This window comes from Mycobacterium sp. ACS1612 (genome assembly GCF_001667505.1).
Classification (GTDB): domain Bacteria; phylum Actinomycetota; class Actinomycetes; order Mycobacteriales; family Mycobacteriaceae; genus Mycobacterium.
Genome location: NZ_LZHZ01000051.1, coordinates 57,845 through 72,252, shown reverse-complemented (window position 1 = coordinate 72,252; position 14,408 = coordinate 57,845). Strand labels below are relative to the sequence as shown.

Below are 14,408 nucleotides of genomic sequence, written 5' to 3'. Positions count from 1 at the left end.
TAGTGCTTCGACCTCGAAGCGCCGGGCGTCTCGCGGCTAGAGCCGTTCGAGAAGCTTCTCGCAACTCCGTTCGGCGATCGCGGCGATGGTCTTCGACGGATTGCGGCCGATGGCGCGCGGAATCACCGCGCCGTCCATCACGAACAGGTTCGGATGGTCGAACACCTCGCAGTCGTGCTTCGTGACGCCGGCACCCCGCGCCGCAGCCATATTGCAGCCGCCGAGCGGATGAGGTGTGACCAGGGTCCGCAGGCGACTCCAGGTCGCCAGCGGAATCGGCTCGCCGTGCGTCGCATACGTCATTGCGACATGGACGTCCTTGAATGCGTCCAGTGCACCGACCGAGCGTTGGGGATTCCAATTCAGCCGCGTCCGCGCCCGCCAGAATCTCAGTGGGCTGCGCAGCGAGAACTCACCGTCCGCGGCATCGATCGACTGCCCGAACCACGGAATCATGCTGCGAAAGTCGGTCAGCTCACTGGCTTTTCGGTACACCCACTTTTTTGGCCAGTGGCTGTTCTCCCATGCTTTCAAGACATGTGCACCGATGTTCGGTAGTCCGCCGTCCTCGATGAAGATTCGGCCGTCGAACCCGATCATGTTGTCGTCTGGCAGATCGACACCGCCGAGGAAGTCGATCGCCCCGCCGATCGTCGGACCCTTGGTGGGCTCGAGCCAGGGGCGGTCTTCGCCCTTCTTGTACCGCGCCAGCGTCAGGAAGTCACCGTTGGGACTCCAGCCACGGCCCAACGACTTCGGCAGGTTCTTCAACGTGCGGAAGCCGTCCCGTGACCGCAGCAGGATCTCGGTCGATCCGATCGATCCCGCCCCCAAAATCACGATCTTTCCGTCGATGTGACGCTTGCGGCGACCCACCCGTTCATTGAAGTCGAGGTAGTGCACACGCCACCCGCCATGTGGCCCGCCCTCGATATGGGTCACGAGTGAAAGCGGGCGGATCTGGGTGTCGTTACGGTTGTCCGTCGCGAACTTCAGGTAGTTCTTGTCGAGCGTCTTCTTGGCGCCGTTCACGCAGCCGATGACACATTCCCCGCAATGCACACACGTATCGGGTGCATAGGTGTGGGGATCGCGCCACGGCTCACCGTTCCGGTCGGCCGCGTGTTCGTCGAACGCAACGGCTAGCGGCAGCGGCTTGTACTTGTCGGGCACACCCAGTGCGATCGCCGCTTGTTGAAGGCGGCTCATCCGCGGATTGTGTTGGCCAGGTGGAATCACTTGCGGCGCCAACACATCGTTGACGAGGCCGTAATAACGCCGCATCTTGTCGGCGGTGATCTGCGACGGCCAGCCACTGTCGAACGCTTCGTCGCGCGCCTCGATGCACACATTCGCGTAGATCAGCGAGCCGCCACCGACCCCTGCGCCTGCGGCCACCACCATTTGGTCGAGAAAGCGGATGTCCAACCATCCATTGAACAAGCCGGGCATCCGACTCGAATAGATGTAATCGCGGGGCCCCTGCGGGGTTTTGCCATGTTTCGTCCAGTCCCGACCCCGTTCCAGCACAACGACTTTGCGCTTCGGGTCGGCCAACCGATATGCCGCGACAGCACCACCGAACCCGCTTCCGATGACAACGACGTCGGCGCGCTCCTCGGTGTTCACCACCGCCGGCCCTTGACGTAGGTGTTCACCAGAGATTTGGCGAAGAACCGATAGAAGGACAACTTGTGCGCACACCTGTCGATCCACCAGAAGTTGCCCAACACCTTCATCGTCAGCAGCTGTCGCACGAACCCCCACAGCGTGATCCGGAGGAGTCCCGCCGCGATGGGTTCGCCGGTGCCGCCGCTCGTCGGGAACAGTTGCACATGAAGCGTCGTGGTGGCCGGCCACACCCGCCAGGGCGGCGACGGTTCGACGTACTTGCGGCCGCGCATCCGGTACTGCCGACCGTCGATGGAAAGCGTGGTGTCGTACACCATTTCGCGCACGCCTTTGCCGTTGCGGATGGCGCGGCGGAACAGGCCGAAATCACCGTCTCCGATCCCGATCAAGTCGCCGCCGAGCACCGGGATCGATCCCGCCGCGCGCCATTCCCCCTTGTGGTTGGGATCTTTGATGAACGCGGGCAGGTTCGGCAGCGTGACGGTGGCGTGCAAACGCATCGCGATTGCGGCGTCGTTCTGATAGCCCTTGACCGGATCGGCGATACCCATGGTGATCATGCCGCTCATCACTTCACTGAACCGCAGTCCTGGCCGGGCCACCCGCAGCTTGCTTCGCACGTCGGCGACCGTCGGCATGAACAGCTGATCCTCGGACTGATCAGGATTCGCTTCCAGCACCATCACTTGCTCAATTCGTCGAGGATGAACGGGAACACGTCGCGATCGGCGTACTGGCCGAGGAAAACGTCGAGATGCCCGTAATCGGCGAACTTCTGCAACGTGTGCCTGCCAGGCTGGTGCCGCTCGAAGTATTCGAACGTGCGGCCCATGCCGACGGGCAGGAAGGTCTGGTTCCTGTCGCCGGTCATGAACACGAATCGGGCGTCGGTCTGCGGCGCGTCGGCGGTGAACAGCGGAGGCAGTTCGTGGTAATTGCCCGTCGACACCATCTCCCCCGCCGCGGACGAGTCCGCGATGTGCCCGTAGTACGACATCGGCACCTGGCCGAACTCGCCCTTGATCCACTCGTGCGTGGCGTCGTTGAGGTTCTCGTGCCGCCACAAAGTCGGGTGTCCGTACCCGTACATGAAGCTGGTGTGGTTGCACACCGCGTTGTCGCATTCGTCATGGGTGGCCTTGACGTACCAGCTGAGAATCTTGGGCAGCAGTCGCGGTGCGTGCAGACCCCACTGCGGATTGATACCGGAGACCTTCTCGGCGTTCAAAAACGCAACGGCCAGCGGCAGTTTCAGCCGCGCCTGCCACGGCATCACCGGGTGCAGCGCCGACGAGTTCGAGATCACCAACGACACGTCGGGAAGCAGGCCTGCGGTGATCGCCATCATGAACGCGCACGACCCCTGGCAATGGATCAGGGCCTTGATCTTGTCGGCGCCGGTCTGCCTGCGGACCTCCTCGACCGCCCTCGGCATGTCGAGCACAGCGGCGTCGTCCAGGGTGTAGTTGATCGCGGGCAGGTCGATGCTGGAGCGCCAGTTGAGCATCCACAGGTCGTACCCGCGCGCCGTGAGCTGCTTCAACAGGTTGTTCGTCGGCGGGTTCCACAGATTGGCACGCGTGCCCGTGCCCGCAACCATCAGCAGCGGCTCGCCGTCACCGCGCAGCCGCTTGAAGTTCAGCGTGAAGCCGTCCCTGGCCGGAAATTCGATGGTCTCGAAACGGTCCTGGTGAATCGGCTCGGTCGGATCGGTGACCGCCCGGACCTGCCCATTGGTCGAAGGGGGCGCTGCAACAGCCATCTGACCTCCTGCCCGTCGCGGTAGTACCGAGCTACAGCGTGCTCGGCGACCGCGAGGATGTCTTGCGTAGTCCGGTACTCGACTTTGCCGACGCGACGACTTCGGCCAGCAGTGTGCGGTCGGCGACGTCGAGCTTGATACACGAGCGGTAGATGTGGCCCTCCACCGTGCGCACCGACACCGACAACCGCTCGGCGATCGCCTTGTTGGTCATCCCTTCGGACACCATGATCGCGATCTCGAGTTCCCTGCCGGTCAGCGGCAACGGGTTGAGCACCTGATCGAGCGCGGGAGTCGAGGCACCGTTCGCGAGTTCGGCGGCGCGCCCCGCCGCCTCGACTTCGCCTTTGCGTTCGTGGCGCGCGGCGAACACCTTGGCCGCCTGCGCGCACGCGTCGGCGGCTGCGCATCTCATGCCCAACTCAACGAGTTCGTCTGCGACGGCGTTCAATCCGTCGGCGTCGGCGGCGGCCAGCGCGCGGCCGTGTGCCAGTGCTGCCCTGCCGGCGACGCAGTCGAGTCCCGCAGTCACCCGCGAGATGGCATCGGCGGCGGTGGCGTCACCGAGACGGACGGCATCGTGCAACGCCTGCAACGCGACGGCAAGCTGGCCGGACCGCTCGGCGATGCGGGCGGCGTCGCGGGCCGCGCTGATCGCACCGGTCATGTTGCGGCCCGCCGCCAGCGTCCATGCGCGGCCGAGAGCGAGCTCAGGAGCGTACAGCTCGGACCGCAAGCCGTGTCGAGATTCGGCACGCGCCAACACTTCTGCCGATCCCGTGGCGTCACCCTGTTGGCCGAGGGCCTGCGCCAGATACATCAGCGCCAGCGGACCCCAGGAGTAACCGGTCTCCGACAACGCCGCCGCGGACTGCCGCAGCAGCGAGGATGCGACGTCGAAGTCACCTGCCGCGATCAGCGTGCGGGCCAGCAGGATCTCACCGATCGCTCGGCCCGGTTGCTGCAACTCGGAGAACTCCATGAAGTGCCGCGCCAGCCGCTGCGCGTGCGGCACGCTCTTGGTCATCAGCAGCGTAGTGATCTCACCGAGCCCGATGGTGAACCGGAGCAGACCCCAGTGCGTTGCCGCCAATCCTCGTTCGGACAGCGGGTCCACGTCGTCGAATCGGCCCAGCCGCGCACTCGACAGGGCGGCGGTCGCGGCCGCCCACGCGACCGCGAGATCTTGGGCGGCAGGCGAATCCAGCACCTCAACAGCAATCTCCGTCGCGCGGCGCGGATCGCCGGCGTTCATCGCAAAGGTGGCCACCAAAGCGTCGATGACCGCGATCGCGGCCGGCTCGGAGATGCGGTCGCGCATCGCGTACAAGAAGTCGGTGGCCGCTTCCGGCTGGTCGAGCATCCAGAACTGGTTGGCCGCCTTCGGCAGCGTCCAGGCCGTCAGGTCCCATTCCGACAGACTGTCCGGATCGACCGGTGCCAGCACGGCATCGGCGTCCGGCCCCCGGCCCAGCCAGGACAGCGCGTGGGCCAGCGGCAGCCGCGCGGTCAGCTTGCCCGAGCGGTCCAGCGCGCTCTCGGCCAGCCGCTCTCCGAGCAGCAGGTCGCCGAGCCGCATCGCTTCCCAGGACGAGGTGACGACGTCGTCGACCGGCGGCGGGGTGTCGCTGTCGATCGCCAACGCCGCCAGCCGCAGCCGGGCACTGACGTGTTCGATCGGCTGCGCCGACAACTGCGCGACCAGCTGGGTGCGCAGCCGCCGGGTCGCGATCTGGCCGAGTGAAGCCCGGACCTGCTCGGCGTACAGCGGGTGCGCGGAATGCACGACGAGGTCGTCGCCGCGCTTGACCACCTCGATCAGCCGCCCGTCCTCGGCTTCTTCCAGTGCCTCCCGGCCCGCCAGTTCGGTCAGATCCCGCAGGCTGAGCGGCTCCTCGACGGCGAGGTAGTTCAGCACGGTCATCACCGACGGCTGCAGCGCCTCCAGATGCCTGCCGATCAATGCCGACAGTTCCGCCGACAGCCCGATATGGCCGCGCAATTGCCAAACCCCGTCGACTTGACGCAATGCGCCCGAGCCAATCGCGCTTTCCGTCAGGTGTCGCAAATACAGTGGATTTCCCTGGCTCGCGGCGAATACCTCGTCGGCACTCGACGTTTCCATCGGGCCACCGAGAACCGCCTCCAGCAAACTCTTCGTCTGTGCAGGATCAAAGGGTTCGATGTCCAGCCGGTCCAGCAGTCGGTCTTTCCACAACGACGTGATCGCATCGGGGGCCTGCTCGCCCGCCCTGACCGTGATGACAAACCGCGCCGACCCGGTCAGCGCCAACTGATGCACCAGAGTCGCCGAGAGATTGTCCAGGTGGTGGGCATCGTCGATGGCTAGCAGGAGCCCCTGTCCGCCCCGTTTCAGCAGCGACGCCCGCGCCGAGCGCAGCAGTGTCGGCGAGTCGCCTACGCCAGCGACGTCGACCAAATGGCTGAAGGCGCCGAACGGGATCTGGCGGGCTGATGCCGTGCCCGCCAGCCATTGCACGGATACACCACCGTGCCGCTGAGCAAAGCGTTCGACGGCGTGTCGCGCGAGCACGGTTTTGCCGACTCCCGCCGAGCCGGCTAACACCGCGCCCAGCCGGTTCTTGCTTTTCAGCGTCGACTCCAAAAGGCCCAGCGATTGCCCGCGCGGAACCGTGCGCCATTCGATGGCCATTCGCGGATCTTATGTCGCAGAACGTGTTTTCTCCTCGCATACGAGCAAACTGTGGCGAACGTCAGTCTCAGCGCTGACCTGCGACGGCCGCGAAACAGGTAGTGCACTACTCGTGATACGGGCCCGCGCGCCTCCCTACTCTGCGGTAGCGGAGCAAACTCTGCGGACTGCCAAGAAGGGATAGGAGATGAACGGTTGGGCGCATCGATTTTCAACGGGCGCGCGGCGGCACTTGCGCTGGCCGGGGGATTAGCGGTCGCGATGTCGGCGCATCCAACCGTCACAGCAGCCAACCGCGGGACCGAGGACATGACGGTGCCCGAGTCGGGAGGTTGGCTCAACGCTTTCTCGGCGGTCCTCGGGGCGCTCGGGCGCAGACCGTTGGCGAGCACCCGCCGGAAGCGGTCGGCGCCCATCCGCCCGGTGACGACGGTTTCCGAGGTGGCCGCGATGGGGCCCGTGCGCGACATCGCGCTGTCGGCCGACGGGCGATACGCGTACGTCGCAGCCTCACGCGACGCCCGCGGCGGCACCGTCAACGTCGTCGACACCGAGACCAATACCGTGGTGCACACATTCGACGAGCTTTCCGACGTCGACCCGAGCGGCCTCGCGGTTACGTCCGATTCGTCACGGCTCTACGTCGCCGACCGCAACGCCGCGGCCATCCGCGTCGTCGACATCGCCGAGGGCAGCGCTACCCGCAACCGGGTGGTGGACTCGCTGCGCCTCGAAGGCTCGCTGCCTGTCGGCTACGGCACACCGACCTCAATCACCCTTTCCCCCACCGGCTCACGGCTCTACGCGCTGATGACCGACCCCGCAGTGCTGATCCTGGATCCCGACGCCCGCGTGTTGGTCGGGGCGGTCTCCGGCGGAGAGTCCGTCGCGATGTTCACCGAAGACGAGCGGGTCTACGTCTGCGCGGGCGATCGACTCGGGCACACCAACGTCACCGCGGGCGTGGTGATCCTGGAGGCCGACACGGGCACCGAACTCGGATCATTCGGGCTCAACGACGCCCCCGCCTTCATTCGCCAACCGATCCTGGCCGGCGGCGGCGGCCGGTTGTACCTCGACGTCGACGATCTCGACGGCCAGTTGGAAGTGGTCGACACCTCGAAGTTGAATGTGGTGGCGCGCATCAGGATTGAAGCATCGGCGGACCGGCAGCTGCGCAGCATCCCGACCGCCGCAGTACTGAGCCCCGACGGTCGATGCCTGTACGTCGCCAACCAGGGGGTGCGGTTGTCCTCCGACGAGGCGACCGAGGTCGGCTGGATATCGGTGATCGACACCGCACGCAACGAAGTCGTCCACGACATCCCGCTGCCCGACGTCGGCGTTGACGAATACCGCGCCGCCAGCCCACAATTCATTACGATCAGCCCGTCAGGTGACCGCTTGGTGGTGGTCAACGAGTACGGGATCGCCTCGGTCATCGACATCGCATCCGGATCGCTGCTCAGCACGGTGCCGCTCGGGAAGTCAACGGATCAGCCGCGGGCGGTCATCGTCAACCCGACGCGCAACGCCGTCTACGTGGGCGGCGACTCCGGCCTGACCGTGATTCCCCTGTAGCCCGCGGCGCGCCGTTCATGCCAGCGCAGACGTAACAACAGCAGGTGACGGTGCGCGCGGAAACCCGCCGACAGCGGGTCACGCCAGGCCGGCGTGTGCGCCTTCGATCCAGGTTCTGTGTGCACGTTCCCATTGTGCCGTGCCCAGCAAGTGTGGGCCGTGCCGCCATGCTGCCGTCGAGGTGAACGATCGCATAACGTTTGTCACGGATCAGGCGCTTTTACCCCGCAATTCGTGCGACAACGCCTCCAATTCGTCGCCGCCTGCCATCTCCTGCGTCAAGTGTTCCAGGCTGATCTCGTCATACGTGCAGTCGAGCTTCTGCCGACCCCGGTTGAGCAGCACGAAATGGTCACCGACCATGTGCGCATGGTGCGGGTTGTGCGTGATGAACACCACACCAAAACCCGCCTCCTTGGCGGCGGTGATGTACTTCAGCACCACACCGGACTGTTTGACGCCCAACGCTGCGGTCGGCTCGTCGAGGATCAACACCCGCGCGCCGAAGAACACTGCGCGAGCGATCGCCACGCACTGGCGTTGACCGCCTGACAAGGAACCGATCGGCACGTCGACGTCGGGCAGATCGATGCCCATCTTCGACAGTTCGCTCAATGTGGTGGCCCGCATCGCGTTGGAGTCCAGTGACCACGGGAAGCGATTCTTGCGGATCTCCTGACCGAGGAAGAAGTTGCGCCACACCGGCATCAGCGGTACTACGGCGAGGTTCTGGTACACCGTCGCAATGCCTTTGGCCAGTGAGTCCTTCGGCGAGTTGAATGTGGTCGGCTCACCGTCGACCAACAGCTCACCCTCGGTCTGGGGATGGTATCCCGCGATGATCTTGATCAGGGTCGACTTGCCCGCGCCGTTGTCGCCGAGGATGCCGGTCACTTCACCGGCGTGTACGCGAAGCGAAATGTCTTTCAGCGCAGTGATGTTGCCGTATGTCTTGCCGACGTTCTTCAGCTCGACCAGCGGCGCCTTGCCACCGGAAGGGGCGTCGTGCACGGGTTTGTCCACTGTTGCAGTCATCAGTTACCTCTTCGCCGCGTAGTTGCGGAAGGCGTTGTTGGCGATCACCGCGAACAGCAGCATGCCGCCGAGGAAGAACTTGAACCAGTCGGGGTTCCAGCCGGCATACACGATGCCCTGGTTCACCATGCCGAAGATGAACGCACCGATCGCGGCACCGATCGCGGTGCCGTAGCCGCCGGTGAGAAGGCAGCCACCGATGACGGCGGCGATGATGTAGAGGAACTCGTTGCCGACGCCCTGGCCGGATTGCACTGTGTTGAAGGCGAACAGCAGGTGCATGCCGACGAACCAGGCCGCGAAGCCGACGAACATGAACAGGCCGATCTTGACCTTGGTCACGGGTACACCGACGGCACGGGCGCTTTCCTGATCGCCGCCGACCGCGAAGATCCAGTTGCCAACGCGCGTCTTGAACAACACGTACGTCGCAATCGCAGTGAACAGCAGCCACCACACCACGGTGATGCGGATGCTCACGCTGCCGATCGAGAACGACGACGAGAACACCGCCTTCGCGGAATCCCAACCCTGCATGTCGGACACGCTCGCGGTCGCGACCTGACCGGAAACCAGTTTGGTCACCGCGAGATTGATGCCGGTGATCATCAAGAACGTGCTCAGCGTGATCAGGAAGCTGGGGATCTTCGTCTTCATCACGAGATAGCCGTTCAAGAACCCGACCGCCAGCGCGAGGACCAACGCCAGTACGGCGCCCACCCACAGGTTCAGTCGCAGGTTGTAGGCGAGCATGGACGCGGCCAGCGAGCTGAAGGTCACCGCCACACCCGAGGACAGGTCGAACTCGCCGCCGATCATCAACAGCGCGACCGCGCAGGCCATGATGCCGATGGTGGAACTGGCGTACAGCACCGTGGCCAGCGCTTCGGGGCTGCGGAACGGCGCGGCGACGACCATGAAGAAGATGAAGATGCCGATCGCTCCGATCAGCGCACCCATCTCCGGTCGAATCAGCAACCGCTGGATGCGGTTTCGCTCCTTTACCCGTTCGTCGTGGACGACCTTCCGTTGCGAGAGGTCGACCTCTGACTGGGTGGTCATTATCGGGTTCCGTTCTTTGCGTACTCGGCGACCGCGTCGATGTTCGACTTCTCGATGAACGCGGGGCCAGTCAGGGTCGGTTGGCCGCCGCCGAGGACGTTTCCGTTGGTCAGGTACAGCCACAGCGAGTCGACCGCGAGGTAGCCCTGCAGGTACGGCTGCTGGTCCACGGCCCACAACACGTCACCGTTCTTGATCGCGTCGACCAGCGCGGCATTGGTGTCGAACGTGCCGATCTTGGCTTTGCTGTTCGCGTTCTTGGCCGACTGCACTGCCGTCAACGCGAACGGCGCGCCGAGCGTCACGATGTAGTCGATGCTCGGATCCTGTTGCAGCTTCGCGGTGATCGTCGACTCGACCGACGGCATGTCCTTGCCGTTGACGTTGAGGTTCTCCGTGGCGGGGAAGGTGCTCTTCAGGCCTGCGCAGCGGGCCTCCAGGTCGACGTGGCCCTGCTCCTGGATCACGCAGATCGCCTTCTTGGCGCCTTCCTTGGTCAGCCGGTCGCCTGCGCTCTGCCCGGCGATGAAGCCGTCCTGACCGAAGTACTCCTTGACCCCCATCGCCTGCCAGTCCTTGAGGCCGGCGTTGAATGCGACGACGGGGATGCCCTTGGCTTCGGCGCCCTGCACGGCCGCGCGCATGGCGTCGGGTTTGGCCAACGTCACGGCGATGCCCTTGACGCCGCTGTCCACCGCCGTCTGGACCAGGTTGGCCTGGTTGGGCGCCTCGGGGTCGTTGGAGTAACGAAGTTCGATGTTGTCCTTCTTCGCGGCCGCTTCTGCACCCTTGCGGATCAGGTCCCAGAACGAGTCGCCGGGCACTTCGTGAGTGACCATCGCGATCGTCATCCGCGGCGTGTCGGCGGTGCCGCCGCCCCCGCCGCTGCCCGACTCCTGGGGCTTGCCCCCGGTGCTCGAACATGACGCGATACCGAGCACGAGGACGCTGGTTCCGGTGATCGCCGCCAGTCGGCTGAACTTCATTGTTTCTCCTCCTCGGGTGCGGCGTGGAACGCCTGCTGGCTCGATGTAATACGGCTCACAGCCGAAAGTCAAGACTTTGTCCTGACATTAGGACTGCACATCAAATGTTAGGGTCGTCGCTGCTGGTCAACACGACGGAGGTGGCAACCCTATGAGCGGCTTCCAGCTCGCGGTGTGCGCGGAGATGGTGTTCACGAACCTTCCGATCATCGACCGTATCCGTCGCATCGACGACATGGGGTTCGCGGTCGAGATCTGGAGCTGGCACGACAAGGATTTGCGTGCGCTGGCCGGTACGGGTGCCCGGTTCTCGTCTATGACGGGGTATCTGCATGGCGACCTCATCGACCCCGCCACCGCCGACGACGTGGTGCGAACCGCCGAGTTGTCCATCAAAGTCGCTGAAAGCCTTGGCGTTTCGCGGCTGAACCTGCATACCGCCGAGCTGGTCGACGGCAAAGCGGCGCGGCCTCGCTATCGCGCCGATGGCCAGATGTGGACTACTGCGTTGCGCACGCTGGAGCGTATCGGCGAGCTCGGTGCCGCGGCCGGTGTGACGTTCTGCCTGGAAAACCTCAACACCATCATCGACCACCCCGGCGTTCCGCTGGCGCGCGCCAAGGACACACTGGCGTTGGTGGAAGGCGTCGGGCATCCCAACGTCAAGATGATGCTTGACCTCTACCACGCACAGATCGGCGAGGGAAACCTGATCGAGCTGGTGCGGCGATGCGGCGACGCTATCGGTGAGATCCAGGTCGCCGATGTGCCGGGCCGTTGCGAACCGGGCACCGGCGAAATCCACTACCCTGCTATCGCGAAGGCGTTGCGCGACATCGGGTTTGCCGGGACGGTCGGGATGGAGGCATGGGCCTCGGGCGACAGCGAGGCAGCGCTGAAAGCCTTCCGTCGCGCGTTCAGTCAATAGCGCGAGCAGACGCAGAACGTCAGCGGTCGACCAGCGTGGTATCGAAGTAGTAGCGCGAGGCCCGATAACAATGCGTGCCGAACTCGACCGCACTGCCGGAATCATCAAAAGCCGTGCGCGACATGGTCAGCAGCGGCGCGTTGGGTTTCTCGTCGAGCAACCGCGCCTCCGAACGCGTCGCGCCTCGCGCACCAATGCGCTGCCGCGCCAGCCGGATGTGCACGCCGCGGGCCCGCAGCGATTGATAGAGCCCGTTGTTCTCCAGCTCCCCCGGTTCCGGTGCGATCTCCACAGGCAGATGGTTCGTCATCACGGCGAGCGGCTCACCGTTGGCGCTCCGCAGCCGGTGGATGGACACCACCTCGCGGTCCTCGGCCAAGTTGAGTTCGCGGGCGACCTCTTCGTCAGCGGGCCCGACCCGGTACTCGAGCAACTGAGTCGTCGGCTCCTGACCCGCGCGCGCCAAATCGTCGAACAGGCTGGTCAACTCGACCCGTCGGTGCACGGGGTTCTGCACCACCTGGGTGCCCACCCCCCGCTTGCGCACCAGCAGTCCTTTGTCGACCAATTCCTGGATCGCACGCCGAGTGGTCGGCCTGGACAAGGTCAGCCGCTTTGCCAGCGCGAGTTCGTTTTCGAAGCGATCGCCCGGCGCGAGTTCGCCGTCACGGATCGCCGCCTCGATGGCTTGAGCGAGCTGATAGTAGAGAGGGACAGGGCTCGACCTGTCGAGCTCCACCGTCAGGGCCACGTCGTCTCCGATCTCGTGTCGGACCAGATGAAGAGTAGCTGCATCCTAACATCGCATGATCGAAAGATAGAATGTCAGGACAAAGTATTGACAGCGCTCCGTGACGCGGGGCACAGTCGTTACCGAACCATCACCCACCCTAGAAGGGCTGACTTTGACTACCCCCCAGCCATTTGACGTCCTTGCCATCGGGCGTAGCGGCGTCGACATCTATCCACTGCAGGTCGGTGTCGGGCTGCAGGATGTCGAGTCGTTCGGCAAGTTTCTGGGCGGCAGCGCCGCCAACGTGGCGGTGGCCGCGGCACGGCTCGGCAACAGCGCAGCACTGATCTCCGGCGCCGGCGACGACCCGTTCGGCGTGTTCGTGCGCGAAGAGTTGGCACGCCTCGGCGTCGACAACCGATACGTGGCGACGCACGCCGAGTACCCGACCCCGGTGACGTTCTGCGAGATCTTCCCGCCTGACAACTTCCCGCTGTACTTCTATCGCAAGCCGAGCGCCCCGGACCTTCAGGTGCGTGCCGACGAGATCGACACCGACGCGGTGCGGAGCGCCCGGCTGTATTGGTCCACGGTGACCGGGCTGTCCGAGGAGCCCAGTCGCAGCGCGCATTTCGCGGCGTGGGAAGCGCGCGAGCGTCGGCCGTTCACCGTGTTGGACCTCGACTACCGGCCGATGTTCTGGGAGACGCCTGCTGCGGCCACCGAACAGGTGCAACGCGCGCTGCAGCACGTGACCGTTGCGGTCGGCAACAGCGAGGAGTGTGAGATCGCCGTCGGTGAACGCGAGCCGCAGAAGGCTGCCGACGCGCTACTGGACCTCGGCGTCGAACTGGCGATCGTCAAACAGGGCCCCCGTGGTGTGCTCGGCAAAACCCGGAACTCGCATGTCGTGGTGGCGCCCACCGAGGTCGAGGTCGTCAACGGGCTGGGCGCCGGTGACGCGTTCGGCGGCAGCCTGTGCCACGGGTTGCTGCACGGCTGGCCGTTGGAGAAGACGTTGCGTTATGCGAACGCTGCAGGCGCCATCGTCGCTTCGCGGTTGGAATGCTCGACGGCCATGCCGACCGCCGCGGAGGTCGCCGAACTCGCCGAAAAGGCCGCGGAGGCCGCCAATGTCTAGCGCTGTGTGCAGCAGCTACACCGAGATCACCGAGGTGCGCGCGCGCGACCCCGAAGCGATCGACCGGGCGTGGCAACACCGTGTCACCCGGCCTGCCGTGCGCGGCAACGGCAGGCTGATGATCGTCGCAGCCGATCACCCCGCGCGCGGTGCACTGTCGGTCGGTTCGCGGCCGACGGCGATGAACAGTCGCACCGACCTGTTGGATCGGTTGCGGGTGGCGCTGGCCGACCCCGGCGTCGACGGCGTGTTGGCGACCGCCGACATCCTCGACGACCTGGTGCTGTTGGGCGCGCTCGAAGACAAGGTGGTGTTTTCGTCGATGAACCGCGGCGGCCTGGCAGGTGCGGTTTTCGAACTCGACGACCGGATGACGGCAACCACCGCCGCCGCCACCGCGGCGATGCGGATGAACGGCGGAAAGATGTTGTGCCGCATTGACCTTAGCGACCCCGGCACGGTCGCCACGCTGGAGTGTTGTGCGCGGGCCGTCGACGAACTCGCGTCGCACAAGCTGATCGCGATGGTCGAACCGTTCATGTCGTCGCGGGTGGACGGCAAGGTGCGCAACGACCTTTCTCCCGATGCGGTGATCAAGTCGGTGCACATCGGTCAGGGGTTGGGCTCGACGTCGGCGTACACCTGGATGAAGCTGCCGGTGGTCGACGAGATGGAACGGGTGATGGAGTCGACGACGCTGCCGACGCTGCTGCTCGGCGGCGACCCGGCCGATCCCGACGAGGCTTTCGCCAGTTGGGAGAAGGCACTCGCGTTGCCCTCGGTGCGTGGCCTGATCGTCGGCCGCACACTGCTCTACCCAGCAGATGACGACGTCAGTTCCGCGGTGGCAACCGCAGTCTCGATGGTGAGGTGA

At 65.1% G+C, this 14,408-nt stretch carries 12 protein-coding genes; 4 read left to right on the top strand and 8 right to left on the bottom strand.

The genetic code is table 11. The features are described 5' to 3' along the window. Positions 1–36: 36 nt before the first annotated feature. From A5724_RS20320 to A5724_RS20305, 4 genes are read right to left on the bottom strand one after another with little or no spacing between them, the layout of a single operon-like run. Positions 37–1,632: a GMC oxidoreductase gene (locus A5724_RS20320; protein WP_156752377.1), complete on the bottom strand. Its 1,596-nt coding sequence runs from the start codon at positions 1,630–1,632 to the stop codon at positions 37–39. Further along, entirely contained in the window at positions 1,626–2,315 is a 690-nt protein-coding gene (locus A5724_RS33850) for a hypothetical protein (protein ID WP_156752376.1), read from the bottom strand. Before A5724_RS33850 ends, A5724_RS20320 begins: the two co-directional genes overlap by 7 nt. Beyond that, positions 2,315–3,394 (bottom strand): hypothetical protein, encoded by a 1,080-nt coding sequence (locus tag A5724_RS20310; RefSeq protein WP_082965158.1) that lies wholly within the window; start codon positions 3,392–3,394, stop codon positions 2,315–2,317. The genes A5724_RS33850 and A5724_RS20310 overlap by 1 nt, the downstream gene beginning before the upstream one ends. Before the next feature lie 31 nt (positions 3,395–3,425). Then, complete coding sequence (locus A5724_RS20305) at positions 3,426–6,068, bottom strand: LuxR family transcriptional regulator (RefSeq protein ID WP_067806104.1); 2,643 nt, start codon at positions 6,066–6,068, stop codon at positions 3,426–3,428. A 195-nt stretch (positions 6,069–6,263) separates the two neighbouring features. Between A5724_RS20305 and A5724_RS20300 the strand changes: the two genes are divergently transcribed. After that, on the top strand, positions 6,264–7,649 hold the full coding sequence (locus A5724_RS20300) for a YncE family protein (protein ID WP_067806101.1): 1,386 nt from the start codon (positions 6,264–6,266) through the stop codon (positions 7,647–7,649). 210 nt (positions 7,650–7,859) lie between these two features. On the opposite strand, the gene A5724_RS20295 is transcribed toward A5724_RS20300, so the two are convergent. Genes A5724_RS20295 through A5724_RS20285 form a run of 3 tightly spaced genes read right to left on the bottom strand, consistent with a single transcriptional unit; the run spans position 7,860 to position 10,732 of the window. Beyond that, the gene (locus tag A5724_RS20295) at positions 7,860–8,684 is read right to left on the bottom strand and encodes an ATP-binding cassette domain-containing protein (RefSeq protein WP_067806098.1); all 825 of its coding nucleotides are present in this window, start codon (positions 8,682–8,684) and stop codon (positions 7,860–7,862) included. Between the two features lie 3 nt (positions 8,685–8,687). Continuing rightward, on the bottom strand, positions 8,688–9,746 hold the full coding sequence (locus tag A5724_RS20290) for an ABC transporter permease (protein WP_067806095.1): 1,059 nt from the start codon (positions 9,744–9,746) through the stop codon (positions 8,688–8,690). Next, positions 9,746–10,732: a substrate-binding domain-containing protein gene (locus tag A5724_RS20285; RefSeq protein ID WP_067806090.1), complete on the bottom strand. Its 987-nt coding sequence runs from the start codon at positions 10,730–10,732 to the stop codon at positions 9,746–9,748. The genes A5724_RS20290 and A5724_RS20285 overlap by 1 nt, the downstream gene beginning before the upstream one ends. Positions 10,733–10,883: 151 nt before the next feature. Between A5724_RS20285 and A5724_RS20280 the strand changes: the two genes are divergently transcribed. Continuing rightward, entirely contained in the window at positions 10,884–11,660 is a 777-nt protein-coding gene (locus tag A5724_RS20280) for a TIM barrel protein (RefSeq protein WP_067806088.1), read from the top strand. Between the two features lie 19 nt (positions 11,661–11,679). Here A5724_RS20280 and A5724_RS20275 read toward each other — a convergent pair whose 3' ends face one another. Beyond that, the gene (locus A5724_RS20275) at positions 11,680–12,411 is read right to left on the bottom strand and encodes a GntR family transcriptional regulator (protein WP_067806085.1); all 732 of its coding nucleotides are present in this window, start codon (positions 12,409–12,411) and stop codon (positions 11,680–11,682) included. 154 nt (positions 12,412–12,565) lie between these two features. On the opposite strand from A5724_RS20275, the gene iolC reads away from it, so the two are divergent. Both iolC and A5724_RS20265 read left to right on the top strand, forming a co-directional pair. Beyond that, a complete protein-coding gene (gene iolC, locus A5724_RS20270) occupies positions 12,566–13,534 on the top strand; it encodes a 5-dehydro-2-deoxygluconokinase (RefSeq protein WP_067806083.1) in 969 nt (322 codons plus the stop codon). Further along, positions 13,527–14,408: an aldolase gene (locus A5724_RS20265; RefSeq protein WP_067806080.1), complete on the top strand. Its 882-nt coding sequence runs from the start codon at positions 13,527–13,529 to the stop codon at positions 14,406–14,408. The genes iolC and A5724_RS20265 overlap by 8 nt, the downstream gene beginning before the upstream one ends.